This is a genomic window from Saccharopolyspora cebuensis, from assembly GCF_039542665.1.
Lineage (GTDB): Bacteria > Actinomycetota > Actinomycetes > Mycobacteriales > Pseudonocardiaceae > Saccharopolyspora > Saccharopolyspora cebuensis.
The window spans coordinates 186,687-201,562 of the sequence record NZ_BAABII010000005.1 but is presented as its reverse complement, the minus strand read 5'-3'; the positions used below and the strand labels follow the sequence as shown (position 1 = coordinate 201,562).

12 protein-coding genes are annotated in these 14,876 nt (G+C 71.5%); 4 read left to right on the top strand and 8 right to left on the bottom strand.

The window, feature by feature from the left end:
• Window positions 1-5 precede the first annotated feature (5 nt).
• The 3 genes from ABD976_RS10670 to ABD976_RS10660 all read right to left on the bottom strand — a co-directional run bounded on the left by ABD976_RS10670 (window position 6) and on the right by ABD976_RS10660 (window position 3,296).
• The gene (locus ABD976_RS10670; protein WP_345361157.1) at window positions 6-1,397 is read right to left on the bottom strand and encodes an LLM class flavin-dependent oxidoreductase; all 1,392 of its coding nucleotides are present in this window, start codon (window positions 1,395-1,397) and stop codon (window positions 6-8) included.
• Between the two features lie 62 nt (window positions 1,398-1,459).
• Window positions 1,460-1,963 (bottom strand): flavin reductase family protein, encoded by a 504-nt coding sequence (locus ABD976_RS10665; protein WP_345361154.1) that lies wholly within the window; start codon window positions 1,961-1,963, stop codon window positions 1,460-1,462.
• Between the two features lie 31 nt (window positions 1,964-1,994).
• Window positions 1,995-3,296: a flavin monoamine oxidase family protein gene (locus tag ABD976_RS10660; protein ID WP_345361151.1), complete on the bottom strand. Its 1,302-nt coding sequence runs from the start codon at window positions 3,294-3,296 to the stop codon at window positions 1,995-1,997.
• 388 nt (window positions 3,297-3,684) lie between these two features.
• Here ABD976_RS10660 and ABD976_RS10655 point away from each other — a divergent pair, with 388 nt between their 5' ends.
• The gene (locus ABD976_RS10655; RefSeq protein WP_345361148.1) at window positions 3,685-4,899 is read left to right on the top strand and encodes a bifunctional 3,4-dihydroxy-2-butanone-4-phosphate synthase/GTP cyclohydrolase II; all 1,215 of its coding nucleotides are present in this window, start codon (window positions 3,685-3,687) and stop codon (window positions 4,897-4,899) included.
• A 91-nt stretch (window positions 4,900-4,990) separates the two neighbouring features.
• Here ABD976_RS10655 and ABD976_RS10650 read toward each other — a convergent pair whose 3' ends face one another.
• The gene (locus ABD976_RS10650; RefSeq protein ID WP_345361145.1) at window positions 4,991-7,012 is read right to left on the bottom strand and encodes a BCCT family transporter; all 2,022 of its coding nucleotides are present in this window, start codon (window positions 7,010-7,012) and stop codon (window positions 4,991-4,993) included.
• Between the two features lie 383 nt (window positions 7,013-7,395).
• On the opposite strand from ABD976_RS10650, the gene ABD976_RS10645 reads away from it, so the two are divergent.
• The gene (locus ABD976_RS10645; RefSeq protein ID WP_345361142.1) at window positions 7,396-7,962 is read left to right on the top strand and encodes a TetR/AcrR family transcriptional regulator; all 567 of its coding nucleotides are present in this window, start codon (window positions 7,396-7,398) and stop codon (window positions 7,960-7,962) included.
• A 51-nt stretch (window positions 7,963-8,013) separates the two neighbouring features.
• Here the strand turns inward: ABD976_RS10645 and ABD976_RS10640 are convergent, their stop codons facing one another.
• The gene (locus tag ABD976_RS10640) at window positions 8,014-9,423 is read right to left on the bottom strand and encodes an MFS transporter (RefSeq protein ID WP_345361139.1); all 1,410 of its coding nucleotides are present in this window, start codon (window positions 9,421-9,423) and stop codon (window positions 8,014-8,016) included.
• Between the two features lie 426 nt (window positions 9,424-9,849).
• Here ABD976_RS10640 and ABD976_RS10635 point away from each other — a divergent pair, with 426 nt between their 5' ends.
• Window positions 9,850-10,644: an IclR family transcriptional regulator gene (locus ABD976_RS10635; protein WP_345361136.1), complete on the top strand. Its 795-nt coding sequence runs from the start codon at window positions 9,850-9,852 to the stop codon at window positions 10,642-10,644.
• Window positions 10,645-10,699: 55 nt separating this feature from the next.
• On the opposite strand, the gene leuD is transcribed toward ABD976_RS10635, so the two are convergent.
• Both leuD and leuC read right to left on the bottom strand, forming a co-directional pair.
• Entirely contained in the window at window positions 10,700-11,302 is a 603-nt protein-coding gene (leuD, locus tag ABD976_RS10630; protein WP_345361133.1) for a 3-isopropylmalate dehydratase small subunit, read from the bottom strand.
• Window positions 11,303-12,700 (bottom strand): 3-isopropylmalate dehydratase large subunit, encoded by a 1,398-nt coding sequence (gene leuC, locus ABD976_RS10625; protein WP_345361130.1) that lies wholly within the window; start codon window positions 12,698-12,700, stop codon window positions 11,303-11,305.
• 279 nt (window positions 12,701-12,979) lie between these two features.
• On the opposite strand from leuC, the gene ABD976_RS10620 reads away from it, so the two are divergent.
• Window positions 12,980-13,462 carry an Lrp/AsnC family transcriptional regulator gene (locus ABD976_RS10620; protein WP_345361127.1) on the top strand — a complete coding sequence of 161 codons (483 nt, stop codon included), beginning with the start codon at window positions 12,980-12,982 and terminating at the stop codon, window positions 13,460-13,462.
• 3 nt (window positions 13,463-13,465) lie between these two features.
• Here ABD976_RS10620 and ABD976_RS10615 read toward each other — a convergent pair whose 3' ends face one another.
• On the bottom strand, window positions 13,466-14,860 hold the full coding sequence (locus ABD976_RS10615; protein WP_345361124.1) for a GntP family permease: 1,395 nt from the start codon (window positions 14,858-14,860) through the stop codon (window positions 13,466-13,468).
• Window positions 14,861-14,876: the final 16 nt, after the last annotated feature.

Here is a 14,876-nt window from a genome sequence, read left to right as displayed (position 1 = left end):
GCGGGTCAGCGCGCGGCGCCGACGGCGGCGTGGTGGCGGAACCGGGTTCCGGGGTGGTCGTCGAGCAGCCGCACGGTTCCCGGGCCGTAGAGCTTCTCCCGCAGGGTCGACCCGGCGTACTCGGTCCACATCGCTCCGCGGCGTTGCAGCTCCGGCACGACGAGCTCGACGAAGTCGGCGATGTCCCGGTACTTCACGGCATGCGCGAGGTTGAAGCCGGCGATGCCGGTCTCCTCGACCCAGCGGATCAGCTCGTCGGCGACGGTCGCCGGGGAACCCACGATGGTGGGGCCGGTGCCGCCGATGCCCATGAATTCGGCGATGTCCCGGGGGGTCCACTCCTTGTCGGGGTCCATCTTCGAGAACAGGTCCACCATGGTCTGCCCGGCCTCGGTCTTGACGTGCCTGAGCGGCACGTCCGGGTCGAACCGGGACATGTCGAGCGCGGTCCACCCGCTGTAGCGGGCCATCGCGCCGGAGTAGCTCACCATCCGGCGGTACTCCTCGTACTTGGCGTGCGCCAGCTCGTCGGTCGGGGCGCAGACCACGTTGAGCATCTGCAGCACCTTCAGGCCGTCCGGGTCGCGACCGTGCTCGACGGCCAGCGCGCGCAGCGCGTCGACCTGCCGCTTGAGCGCGGGCTTGGAGACGGCGTTGACGAAGACCCCTTCCGCGCCGGCCGCGGCCAGCGCCCGCCCCCTCGACGACCCGCCCGCCTGGAACAGGACGGGGGTGCGCTGCGGGGAGGGCTCGCACAGCGCGAACCCGGGCACGGTGAAGTACGTCCCGCGGTGGTCGATGTCGTGCACGCGCTCCGGATCGACGTAGACGCCGCGGGCGGCGTCGCGGACGACGGCGTCGTCCTCCCAGGAGCCTTCCCACAGCTTGTAGCAGACCTCGAGGTGCTCGGCGGCCACGGCGTAGCGCTCGTCGTGCGGGGTCAGCCTGCCGTTGCCGAGGTTGCGCGCGGCGCTGTCGGCGTAGGAGGTCACCAGGTTCCAGCCGATCCGCCCCTCGGTGAGGTGGTCGAGGGTGCTGAACCGGCGGGCCAGCGCGTAGGGGTGCTCGTACGAGGTGGACCCGGTCAGGCCGAAGCCGAGGTGCTCGGTGGCGGCGGCCATCGCCGAGACGACGAGGAAGGGATCGTTGGCCGGGATCTGGGCCGCGTCGGCGAGCGCGCAGGCGGCGCTGCCCTGGTAGACGTCGTGGTAGCCGACGTTGTCGGCGAAGAACACGCCGTCGAACCGGGCCTGTTCGAGGAGCTTGGCGTAGTCGGTCCAGTAGCGCAGGTCCTTGTAGCGCGAGCCCTGGTCCAGCTCGTGCCGCCACAGCCCGGCCGAGAGGTGCGCGGGGCCCTGGAAGTCGAAGGCGAACAGCCGCATGCGGTGAGACGTCATCGTCCACTCCTGTCCATGAGGTCGGTGGAGGTCCCGTCGTGGGTGGTGCGCTCGTGTCGTGCTCAGGCGGGAATCGCGCGGTACCCGCCGAACCGGCCGCGGTGGAAGACCAGCGGTGCACCGGTGCCCGCTCGCAGGGCGCGCACCTCGGCGATCACGATGCGGTGGTCCCCGCCCGCCAGCTCGTGCACCGCCCGGCAGTCGATCCAGGCGTGCGCGCCGGAGATCTGCGGGCTGCCGTCGCCGGATTCGTGCCACCCCACCGCGGCGAACTTGTCCGGACCCCTGCTCGACAGCGCGCGGCAGACGTCGTCCTGCCCGTCGGCGAGGACGCTGGCGCTGAAGTACCCGGCCGGGCGGATCTTCGGCCAGCTGGTCGAGGTCGTCGCGACGCTGAAGCTGACCAGCGGTGGGTCCAGCGACAGCGACTGGAAGGTCCCGACGACGAGTCCCGCCGGGGTCCCGGTGCGCGGTTCGCGGCCCGCCACGACGACGACACCGGTGGGCAGGTGCCCCATCACGTCGCGGAAGTGGCGTGCCTCGATCGTTGGAGACGACGTGGTCATGATCGCGTTCCCTCCCATTCGGGTGCCGGGGTCAGCGCGCGGCGCCGAGGTCCGCGCCGATCTCGCGGGCGACGCGCAGCCCGCTCTCGATGGCGCCGTCGATGAAGCCCGCCCACACGGTGGCGTTGTCGCTGCTGGCGAAGTGCAGGACGCCTTCGGGGCGCCGCTGCTCCTCGGAGTAGCGGGTGAGCTGGTGCGGGCGCTGCATCAGCCAGGTCTCCCGCGAGCGCGGGTCGGCCATCCAGTCGTGCCCGGTGACCTCGAGGACCTCGAGGTCGTCCCGCCACACCCGCAGCGCCTCCCGGACGGCGTCGATGTCGTGCGGTGAGATCCGCCGCGAGTCGGCGCCGAAGGACACCAGCACGGCGTCGTCGTCGCCGACGTACTCGGTGCGCGCGACCGACAGCGGGTGCGCGGCGGAGGAGTAGGCGAAGAACGGGGCGATCGGCCCGCGCACGCGGATCCAGATCTTCACGCCCCGCGACGCGGTCCCCTCCTCGCTCGCGGCCCGCTTCCCGGCGCTGAGCTCCGGCTCGACGGCCAGTCCACCGAGGAGGTTCTGGGGCAGGGTCAGGACGACCCGGCCCGCCTCGATGCGCTCTCCCGCGGCGGTGGTCACCACGGCGCCGTCCGGGTGGTGCTCGACGTGGCGCACCTCGGTGGAGGTGCGGAAGTCGGCGCGGGTGTCCGCGACGATGGCCTCGACCAGCGACCGGGTCCCCGCGGCGAGGCGGAACACCGCGGAAGCCTCGTGCATGAGGTGCCACGAGCCCCCGGTGGCGGCGGTCCAGCGCAGCGCGCTGGTGAACGCGCCGTCCTGGAGGGGGGCGTTGAAGTGCCCGACCCAGGCGGCCTCGTTCGCGCGGTACTCCTCGACCGGCAGGTCCAGCTCGTCGAGCTTGTCCTGGACGCTGAAGCCGTCCACCGACGCGAGCCCGGGTGCGGCGGCGGGCGCGTCCGGGCGCGGGATCCACCGCATCGTCCCGTCCAGGAGCCGGCGCATGCCCGGGTCGATCAGCTCCATGAAGGCGTCGAGGGTTCCCGACCGGACCTCGTCACCGGCCAGCCAGTACGCCTCTTCGGGGCGCGGTCCGCGGGTCACCTCGAGGCCGTACCGGGTGACTTCGGCCCACGCGTGCGGCTGCACCCAGTGCAACCAGGTCCCGCCGAGCTCCAGGTCGCGGCCGAGGCGGTGGTCGGTCCACACCCGGCCGCCCAGCCGGTCCCTGGCTTCCAGCACGACGACGCGAACGCCCTGCCGGCCGAGCTCGCGGGCCGTGATCAGCCCGGCGATCCCGCCGCCGACCACGACGACGTCAGCTTTCTCGGTCACGGTGACAGCACTCCCTCGCGATTCGACTCCCGAACGGGCCGGACACCTCGCGGCGGAACCCGACGCGGAGCGGCGGCGCCCTTCCGGCAGCGGCGGACTCGGTGATGACTCACGAAAAGACGAACAGTTCGTTCAATATACGAACGCTTAGCCGGTATTGTGACCTCGGCCGCTTTCGGCGTCAACCCCGAGTTCTGCGGTTCTGGTGCAGACTTTCGCGCTTGACCCGGCTGCCGCGCGGTGGCATCGTCATCAACGTTCGGATAGTGAACGAATAGATCGGTTTGCTGCGCTGATCACGACGGCGCCACGCCGGACCGCGCTCGTCCGGTCCGCGCGCCGCGGGGAGCGTCCAACCCGAGCGATACCCGTGCGCAGGAGAAGATCGATGCCCTCGTCGAGCATTCCCGAAGCCATCGCCGCACTCGCCGCCGGCGGGATGGTCCTCGTCGTCGATGACGCGGACCGCGAGGACGAAGGCGACCTCATCATGGCCGCCGAGCACGCGACCACCGACGACGTCGCGTTCTTCCTCCGGCACACCTCCGGTTTCCTGTGCGTGGCCATCGACGAGCACCGGGCGGACGCCCTCCAGCTCGACCTGATGGTCGCGACCAACACCGAGAGCCACGGCACCGCGTTCCTGGTCAGCGTCGACCACAAGCACGGGACGACCACCGGGATCAGCGCGGCGGACCGCGCCAGCACGATCCGCGCGCTCGCGGACCCCCTGCTCGCGCCCTCGGACCTGGCCCGTCCCGGCCACGTCCTGCCCTTGCGGGCGAAGTCCGGAGGCGTGCTGCACCGCACCGGGCACACCGAGGCCGGTGTCGACCTGTGCCGCCTGGCCGGGTTGAGCGGTGCGGCGCTGCTCTGCGAGGTCGTGAGCCCCGATCGCCGGGACATGATGCGCCGCCCGGAGCTGGACCGCTTCGCCGTCCGGCACGGCATCCCGATGATCTCCATCGCCGAGCTCGTCGAGTGGATGCCGCAGCACGGCAGCGCGGTCCGGCGCACCGGGCAGGCCGAGCTCCCGACCGATCTCGGCCTCTTCCGCGCGATCAGCTACCGGTCCGAGGCCGGCGGTGCCGAACACCTCGCGCTGGTGATGGGGGACGTCGAGGGCGCCGAGGACGTGCTCGTCCGGTTGCACAGCGAGTGCCTCACCGGTGATCTCCTCGGGTCGCTGCGCTGCGATTGCGGCGCCCAGCTGCGGATGGCCGTGGAAGCGGTCGCCGCCGCGGGGCGGGGCGTCATCGTCTACCTGCGGGGCCACGAAGGGCGGGGGATCGGGCTCGGGCACAAGCTCCGCGCCTACGAGCTCCAGCAGCGGCACGGCATGGACACCCTCGAAGCCAACCAGGCGCTGGGGTTGCCGGTCGACAGCCGGGACTACCTGCCGGCGGCCCGCATCCTCGCCGGGCTCGGCGTCGGATCCGCGCGGCTCATGACCAACAACCCGGACAAGTGCCGCGCCCTCGCCGAGTGCGGGATCACCATCAGCGAGCGGCTCCCGCTCGAAGCCGAGCCGAACGAGCACAACGCGCACTACCTGGCGGCCAAGCGCGATCGCATGGGCCACCTGCTCGGGCAGCTCGCGTGAACCGCCGAGCCGCTCGCCGGGGCCGGTAGCACGACGGGGGCGCCAGCACCGCGCGTGCTGACGCCCCCGTTCCTCGGCGACCGGCTCCGGCTCAGCGGCCGTTGCCGGGCGCGTACTTCCGGAGCAGCTCCTCGGTCTCGTGCTCGGCCCCGACGGCGGAGGCGGTGAACTCCGGCGTGTCGAAGACCTCGCCCGCGATGGGGTCGCGGAAGGTGGAGTCGCCGTCCAGCCCGATGGCGCCGGTCTCGAAGTCCACCGTGGTGGCGTGCGCCGGGACGTCGTGGACGGCCAGCACCGTGGTGTCCGCACCGCGGGCGGCCGGTGCGGTCGGGTTCCCGGCCGCGGCCGTTTCGAGTCCGCCGAGCGCCGCGGAGGCGCCCTTGAAGCGACCGCGCGGCTGCGCCGCCTGCCCGCCGTGCTCCTTGAGCAGTTCGCGGAGGCTGCGGTGGAGCTCCTCCTCGTCGTCGGCCTCCTTGCGGGCGGTCGCCACCAGCGCCGACGGGGTGGCCTGGGGCCGGATGCGCACGTAGCGCGGCATGGTGGCCATCTCGAAGCGCAACATCCGCACCAGCGCGATCACGGCCAGCGCGTAGATGATCGACAGCGGCGCAGCACCGGCGATCGAGCTGACCTGGAGCACGGTGAGCGCGGCTTCCCCGCCGGCGAGCAGCAGCAAGGCGCCGACCACGCCGATGATCACCGCCCAGAACACGCGCGTCGCGCGCGGCGTCTCGGTGCGCCCGCCGTGCGAGAGGACGTCCACCACCAGCGAGCAGGAGTCCGAGGAGGTGATGAAGAACAACGTGATCACCAGGAGGGCGATCACCGACAGCGCGACCACGATCCCCCCGCCCACGGGGAGGTTCTCGAACAGCAGGAACAACGACGTGTTGGTGTCGATGGTGCCGTCCGCGCCGACCATCGAACCGTTCCGCAACTGGTGGAGGATCCCGGTGCTGCCGAAGATCGTGAACCAGAGGATCGCGATGACCGTGGGTGCCAGCATGACGCCGAGGATGAACTCCCGGATGGTGCGGCCGCGGGAGATGCGGGCGATGAACATGCCCACGAACGGTGCCCAGCTCAGGAACCACCCCTGGTTGAACAAGGTCCAGCTCAGCGTCCAGCCGTCGGTGGCGCCGGCGCCGGTGACGAACATCAGCTCCGGGATCGTCTGGAGGTACTCACCGGTGTTCTGGACCATCGACTGGAACAGGAAGACCGTCGGCCCGACCAGCAGCACGCAGAGGGCCAGCACGGCCGCCAGCGTCATGTTGGCGTTGGAGAGCCAGCGCACGCCCTTGTTCAGGCCGCTGACCACGGACAGGGTGCCCACCGCGGTGACCACCACCACCAGTCCCAGGAGCAGGGTGTTGGACGGGCTGAACCACCCGAGGTGGACCAGGCCGGCCTGCAGCTGCAGCGCCCCCTGCCCGAGCGAGGTGGCGACGCCGAAGATGGTGCCGACGATGGCGAACACGTCGATGGCGTGGCCGACCCAGGACTCGATCAGCTTGCGGCCGAAGACCGGTTCGAGCAGCCACCGGATCGACAGCGGGCGACCGCGGCGGAAGGACATGTAGGCCAGCCCGAGCCCCACGACGACGTAGATGCCCCACGCGTGCAGCCCCCAGTGGAACAGCGCCTGGCCGATGGCGGCGCGGCCGGCCTCCGCCGTGCCCGCTGCGTTGCCCGCGATCTCCGGCGGGGACATCAGGTGGTTCAGCGGTTCGGCCACGCCCCAGAAGACGAGGCCGATGCCCATGCCGGCGGAGAACAGCATGGCGAACCAGGAGAACCGCGAGAACTCCGGCCGCTCGTCGTCCCGTCCGAGCCGGATGTTGCCCACTTTGGACAGCGCCGCCCAGAACGCGAAGACCAGGAAGGTCGTGACGACGAGGACGTACCACCAGCCGACCGTGCTGCCGATGCCGTCCCGCAGTTTCGTGAACGCCGTCTCGGCGTCGTCGCCGTAGGCGGCCCCGTACCACGTGGCGAAGGCCAGGGCGACGAGGATGATCAGCAGCGCCGGTACGAACACCGGCTTGGACAGGCCGCGCCAGACCTCGGCCAGGCGGTTCGGTCTCCGGTCCGCTTCTGCTGGGGAAGCCACACGTGCTCCTTACTCTGCGTGCGATGTGGTGTCGTGCGGTGCCGTCGGCGCGGCGGGGCCGGTGCGCGGCGAGATGCCGGGGACGCCGTGCGCGAGTGGTGCGCTCGAAGCGGCGTGGGCGGTCGCACCTCCGGCGAAGCACCGCCGGAGGGTCCGCGCGGGCGCGCCGTTCGCGGGACACGGCTTCGCCCGGCCGGGACCGGCCGGGCGTTCGCGGTGTGCGCAGCGGCGAAGGGCGCGTTCGCCGAACCGGCAGCTTGGATGGATCGCGGGTCGGCGTGGACCGCGGGTCCGAGCCGCCGCAGCACGACACCTCCTATACTGGTCTGTATAACGCTGGACAAGGTATTTTTACAGCCCTGTGAAAGTCAAGGTGGTGTGGCGTGGAGCATGAGGTGGCCGACGCGGGGGACCTGACCCCGCGGGCGCGGCGCATCCTGGAAGTCGCCTCCGAGCTGTTCTACGACCGCGGCATCCACGCCGTCGGGGTGGACACGATCGCCGCGGAATCCGGCGTGACCAAGCGCACGCTCTACAACAACTTCGGCGCCAAGGACGTCCTCGTGGCGACCTACCTGAAGAACCGCCACTCGGGGTGGTGGCGGGGCCTGGAAGAGCGCCTCGCCGCCGCCGAGCCTCCCCGCGCGCTGACTCTCTTCGACGTCTACGCCGAGGACGCCCGCACCAGCAAGCGCGGGTGCGCCTTCCTCAACGCCGCCGCCGAGCTGCCCGCGGACCACCCCGCGTACGCCATCATCCGGTACCACAAGCGGTCCGTCGAGGACCGCCTCGGCGAGCTCATCGCCGAGCACGAACCCGGCGCCGCGGAGCCGGAGCGCCTGGCGCGCCACCTCTTCCTGCTGCTGGAAGGGGCGTTCGCCCACCACGGCATCCACGGCGAGGGCCTGCTGGCCGAAGCGCGCGAGATCGCCCGGGGCCTGCTCACCTAGGGCGCGCGGGGCGGTGCCCGCGCGCCACCGGGTGATGCCGGGAGCGGGACGTCACCGCCCACCCGGGGCGGAGATCTCGTGCAGGGCGCGTCCCACCGTCTCCGGAGCCATCACCTGGGACACCGCTGCCCCGACGACGCAGACGGCGGCCGCGACGAGCATCGTCGGTCCGGCACCGAGGTCGGTCATGGACCAGGGGAACAGGAACGTCCCGAGGGCCGCGCCGACCCGGCTGACCGCGGTGGCGAAACCCGTTCCCAGGCCGCGGATCTCGGTGGGGAGCACTTCGCCCGGGTAGACACCGGTCAGCGCGGTGCACATGGCGTTGGCGAAGGCGAAGACCAGGAAGCAGCTCAGGACGACCAGCGGCGGCGCGGACGTCCACAGGCCGATGATCACCAGGACGACGGCGCACACCCACTGCTGGGGGATGATGAGCTTGCGCCGGCCGAGCCGGTCGATGAGCAGGCACGAGACGACGACACCCGCGAGGGCCACCCCGTTGACCCCGATGGCCCCCGCCAAGCCGTCTTCGCCGAGCCCGTACTGCGCGAGCACGCTGGCCGAGAACGTCGCGATGGCGAAGTAGGGCGTGACGGTGCAGAACCAGAAGAGCGAGATGAAAGCGGTGGCACGCCAGTGCCGCGCGGAGAAGAGCATGCCGAACGTCCCCCGCCGCTGCTGTTCGCCGGTGATGTCGGCGCGGTCCGCGCCGTCCTCGATCCACGCGTCGGCGATCCGCTCCGCCTCCTCGGTCCGGCCCTTGCTCATCAGCCAGCGAGGCGACTCCGGCATGCCCAGCCGGCCGACGAACAGGACCACGGCGGGCAGCGTGCTGGTCCCGAGCACGACGCGCCAATCGGCGGAGTGGGCGGTCGTCAGCACGTAGCCGACGACGAAGGCCATCACGAAGCCGATGTACCAGGCCACCTCGGCGAAGGACATGCACCTGCCGCGAAGGCGGGCGGGGGCGAATTCCGCCATGAGGGGCCAGCCGATCGAGTACTCGGCGCCGATCGCGACGCCCATCAGCAGCCGCACGGCGAACAGCTGCCAGCTCGAATCGACGACGAACTGCAGCACCGAGCCGACCACGAAGATGCCCAGGTCGATCGTGAACATCGGTTTGCGGCCGAACTTGTCCGCCAGCCACCCGCCGAGCGGCCCGCCGGCGAAGATGCCGATCAGCGCGGAGGCGCCGACCAGTCCCTCCCCGTACACCGACATGTCCAGTTCGGTGCTGATCGCGCCGATCACGGTGCCGACGATGCCGAGGACGTACCCGTCGATGAACATGCCACCGGAGACGACGACGGTGAGCCTGATCAGGAAACGTCTCCGGGCGGCCGATCCGCGCGCGGTGCTCTCAACTGCGTTGTTGACCACCAGCTTGGTCCCTTCGTGCCTGCGGTAGGGGTGCACGCCGGCGGCCTGCCCGGCCGGACCGCAGCGGGCAGGCATCCGGGACGTGCTGCACGAGCCGAACGAGCCCGCGTCGGGCCTTTCGCCCTCTTTGGGTCGTTCATAATGTGAACGATGTGACCGAGAACTCTGGCAGAGCGGCTCCCGTCGGGTCAAGAACGTTCGCCCGGCGCAGGAGGATTGACAACGCGTCCCGCGCTGCTTCACACTGCGTGTTGTCGAACACTACGTTCACTTTTCAAACGTCTAGCCGCAGTGAGGTGGTCGAAAGCCGGTGCACCCGCGGTGCCGGAAAGGGGTCTCGCGCGATGCTCCGGTCGCGTCGGGCTCCCGGTGCGGCACGTCCCGCGGAGGCGACGCCCGGCACCGTCGCGTCCAGTAAGTGAACGCCCTCCTGGTAAACTGGTCCCTCGGCATTGGTCCAGCGGAGTTCGACGCTGCGGCGTCGCAGGAGGCGGAACGGCGATGGGCGACGGGCCCGAGCATGCGGACATGGTCAACAAGTCGGTGACCAAAGCCGTCCGCCTGCTCCGCGAACTGGCCGCTCAACCGCGCACCGGGGCCACGGTCACCACGCTGGCCAAGTCGACGGGGCTGAGCCGGCCGACCGCGTTCCGCCTGCTCTACAGCCTCGAACAGGGCGGCCTGGTCGACCGCGTCGACACCAACTACGTCCTCGGCTGGGAACTCGCCCGGCTCGGCCGCCACGCCGACCCGTACGCGGGTCTGGTGGCCCACGCCCAGCCGCTGCTGCAGGAGCTGGCGGACCAGTTCAACGAGTCGGTGACCCTGTCCATCCCGAACGCGCAGGACGGCCTCGACCTGGTCGCGGAGGCGGCGGGTTCGCACGTGGTCGGCGTCCTGTCCCGCAACATGGTCGGCCAGCGCTACCCCATGCACGCCAGCTCCACCGGCAAGGTGCTGCTCGCCGAGCAGCCGCTCGACAAGCTGCGCGCGGTGCTGCCCGAGAAGCTCGACGCCTTCACCCCGCACACCATCACCGACCGGGCGATGCTGCTCAAGGAACTCGACCAGGTGCGGGAGCAGGGCTTCGCCATCATCGACAACGAGCTGGAGCACGAAGTCCTCTCGCTGTCCCGCCCGATCCGGGACACCGCGGGAACCCTCGTCGCGGTCCTGACCCTCAACGGCCCGCGGAGCCGGTTCGGCCGCGACCGGATTCCCGAGGCCCTGCAACAGATGCAGCGCACCATCGACCGCCTGGCGGAACTGTTCTGGCGCGATTCCCTCGGCGCCTGAGGCGCCCCGCACACCGCGTCCCGGGCGCCCGAACGGCGGCGGGGCGACGCGAACCTCAGCGAGCGGGGAGCCGGGGCGTGGTGGGCAGCGCCGGGCGCCGGTGCTGTTCGTACCGGGCGATGGCGTCGGTGTGCTGGAGGGTGAGGGCGATGTCGTCGAGCCCGCGCAGGAGGCGGTGGCGTTCCTCGCCGGGGACCTCGAAGGGCTCGTCGATCCCGGCCGCTCGCACCCGGCAGCGTTCGAGGTCGACGGTGACCGGGCTGGTGGGATCGTCCGCGAGCAGTTCCCAGAGCCGTTCCACGACCGCGACCGGCACCGCGACCGGCAGGAGCCCGTTCTGGTAGGCGTTGCCGGTGAAGATGTCCCCGAAGCGGGGGGCGATCACGGTGCGGATGCCGTGGTCGAGCAGCGCGTAGACGGCCGCCTCCCGGGAGGACCCGGTGCCGAAGTCGCTGCCGGCGACCAGGATGCTCGCCTGGTCGTAGGGGGCGCGGTTGAGGACGAAATCGGGGTCGTCGCGCCAGTCGGCGAACAGGTCCCGGCCGTACCCGGATTTGGTCAGGCGGGTGAGGAAGCGCACCGGGATGATCTGGTCGGTGTCGACGTCGCTGATGCGCAGCGGCGCCGCTTGTCCGATGTGGACGGTGAACTCCTGCATCTACAGGTCCTCCGGTGTCGCGAGGTGCCCGGCGACCGCGCTGGCGGCGGCGACGGCGGGGGAGACGACGTGCGTGCGGGCGCCCTTGCCTTGGCGGCCTTCGAAGTTGCGGTTGTTGGTCGAGGCCGCGCGCTGCCCGGGTCGCAGCCGGTCCTCGTTGACCGCCGCGCACAGCGAACACCCGGACGTGCGCAGCGCGGCGCCCGCGGCCGCGAAGACCGCGTCCAGGCCTTCGGCGACGGCCTGGGCGCGGACGGTGTCGGAGCCCGGGACCACGTAGGTCTCCACGTGCGGGGCGACCTGCCGACCGCGCAGCACCGCCGCCGCCGCGCGCAGGTCCTCGATGCGGCCGTTGGTGCAGGAGCCGATGAAGATCGCGTCGATGGCGATGTCGCGCATCGGGGTTCCGGGCCGGAGGTCCATGTAGGTCAGCGCTCGCCGCGCCGCGGCCCGCTGGTGCGCGTCGGCGAAGGAAGCCGGGTCCGGCACCGCACCGTCGATCGGCACGCCCTGCGCCGGGTTGGTGCCCCAGGTGACGAACGGCCTGATCGACGCGCCGTCGAGCACGACCTCCTTGTCGAACACCGCGTCCGGGTCCGAGCGCGCGGTGCGCCAGTGGGCGAGTTCGGCGTCCCAGCCGGGCCCGTCCGGGGCGTGCGGACGGCCGCGCAGGTAGGCGAAGGTGGTCTCGTCGGGGGCGATCATCCCGGCCCGCGAGCCGGCTTCGACGGTCATGTTGCACACCGTCATGCGCGCTTCCATCGACAGCGCCTCGATGGCGCTGCCCTGGTACTCGATGATGTGGCCTTGGGCGCCCGCGGTGCCGATCCGCGCGATGAGCGCGAGGACGAGGTCCTTGCCGGTGACGCCGGCGCCGAGTTCTCCGGTGACGGTGACCCGCATCGTCCTCGGGCGGGTCAGCGGCAGCGTCTGGGTGGCCAGCACGTGCTCGACCTGCGAGGTGCCGATGCCGATCGCCAGGGCGCCGAAGGCTCCCATCGTGGTGGTGTGGGAGTCGCAGCACACCACGGTCATGCCGGGGTGCACCAGGCCGAGCTCCGGGGCGATGACGTGCGCGATGCCGCGTTGGCGGTCGCCGCGGTGGTAGACCTCGATGCCGAACTCGGCGCAGTTGCGCGCGAGCAGCGCCGCCTGGCGGCGCATCGCGGGTTCCTCGATGGTCTTGAACAGGTCCGCGGTGGGCACGAGGTGGTCCTCGGTGCCGAGGGTGAGGTCCGGACGTCGCACGGTGCGTCCGGCGGTGCGCAGCCCGTCGAAGGCGATCGGGGTATTGACCTCGTGCAGCAGGTGCAGGTCGATGTAGAGCAGGTCGTGGCGTCCGGGTTCGGCGTGGACGACGTGGGACTTCCAGACCTTCTCGGCGAGCGTTTCTCCCATGGGCCCCTCCGTCGGAACGTCCGCCCGCACCTGCCGCCGCGGCCTGCCCCGTTCGGGGCGGCGGGCGCGAACACCGCGGTGCAGCAGAGGATGGACCGAGGTGGTCCGGTGTTTCAATCGTGGACCCGGAACTCGTACCACTGGTCCACCCGGGTGCGGCGCGGCGCGTCCACCGGTGCGCAGGTGGCCACGGCCGCCGGCGGTGCGGCGCCGGGTGCTTGCCAAGGCGGGTCCGGCTGTGGGCAACTGGCTCCCACAGCCGAGGACCAGGAGGGCCACGTGCCATCGAAGTTCGAACCGCTCGACACGGCGGTGCTGCGACTGATCGCCGACGAGCCGAGGGCCGGGGTGCGGGAGTACGCCCGCCGGCTCGGCGTCGCCCGCGCCACCGTCCAATCCCGCGTGGACAAGCTGCGCCGGCTCGGCGTGCTGATCAGCTGGCGGCCGCAGTTCGACCCGGCCGGGATGGGCTACGCCGGGCTGGCCTACGTCCGGCTCAACCTGGCGCAGGGCAAGCTGGAGCGCACGCTCGCCGGCCTGGCCGGGATCCCGGAGGTCATCGAGGCCAACGCCGTCGCGGGTGACTTCGACCTGCTGTGCCGGGTGGTGGCCAAGGACAACGCCGGGCTGGAGGAGGTCCTGCAGCGCATCATCGCCGTGGACGGCGTGGAGCGGACCTCGACCGAGGTGGTGCTCAGCCGCCGGCTGATGCCGCGGATCTCCCCGCTGATCCGCAAGATGCACGAGGAGTTGCGGCGCTGATCCTCAGGGCAGCACGGCCGAGAGGGGCACGATCACGCCGATGCCGATGACCGAGGCGACCGAGACCCCGACCGTGAACGTCTTGAGCGTGCCGCGGGTGCTCAGCCCGGCCAACGACTGCATCAGCCAGAACGTGTTGCTGGTGACGTGGATGGCGAACAGCGACCCCGCGCCCGCGGCCAGCGCGATCCACACCGGGTCGAGTCCGATCGCCGGGGCGACCGGGGCGAGGATGCTCGCGGCGGTGATGGCCGAGATGGTCACCGAACCGACCGCGATGTGCAGCACCGCGGCGATCACCCACACCACCAGCAGCGGTGCGGCGGTGTGGGCGGTGAAGTGCCGACCGAGGATGTCGCCGAGCCCGATGTTGTCGATGGTCAGCGCGAGCGAGCCGCCCACGCCGTTGAGGATGAGGATCTGGCCGCTGTCGCGGAACCCGTTGCCCAGCGCTTCCTGCACCGCCTCCGGACCGGCCGCGCGGCGGGTGACGGCGATGGTGCCGATCAACCCGAGCAGCAGCGCGATCACCGGGTGGCACGCGAACGCCAGCGGCGCGATCCGGATGCCGGCGATGTCGAGGACCGCACCGGTGGCGATGAGCAACAACGCGACCAGGAGCGGGGTGAACAGCACCAGCGTGCGGCCCTGCCGCTGGCGTGGGGCCGCGGTCGCCACGCCCGACGCCGCGGTCCGGTCCGGCGCTCCACCCGCTCCCGGGCTCGGGGCGTCGTCGGGTGCCGGATCGTCGGGTGCCGGGGGCTCGTCGAGGTCGTTCCACCAGCCGCGGCGGAAGACCAGCTGCATCACCCCGACCGCGAGCGCGGTGGTGGGCACCGCGACCAGCAGTCCGTAGAGCAGCATCGTGCCGAGCGGGACCTCCAGCAGCCCGGCCAGCGCCAGGCACCCGATGCCCGGCACGACCATGACCACGCCGACCTCCAGGCCGATGGCGAGCGCGGTGATCATGCGCGCCACACCGGCCCCGCCCATGCGCAGTCCGAGCCGCCGGGCCAGCGGTGCGGTGATCACCACCAGCACGTCGAGGAAGATCGACTGCAGCGCGGTGGCCGCGGTGATCGACAGCGCGTACGGCATGCGCCGGGGGCCGACGAACCGCAGCAGGGCTTCGACCAGCCGCTCGATGGCTCCGGACCGCTGCAGCAGCGCGCCGCTGAGGACGCCGAAGGCCACGAGCAGGCCGATCTCGGCCATCAGGTCCCCGAATCCGCGGGTGATGGCCTCGATGGTGCCGTCCGCCCCGAGGCCGCAGGCCAGACCGAGGTAGGAGGCCCCGGCCAGCAGGGCGATCACGGGGTTCACGCGGAAGCGGATGATCAGCAGGACGGTGGCGAGCACCGCCGCGGCGGTGTTGACGATGACGAAGGTGTCGGACATGACGCATCCCCGGTGT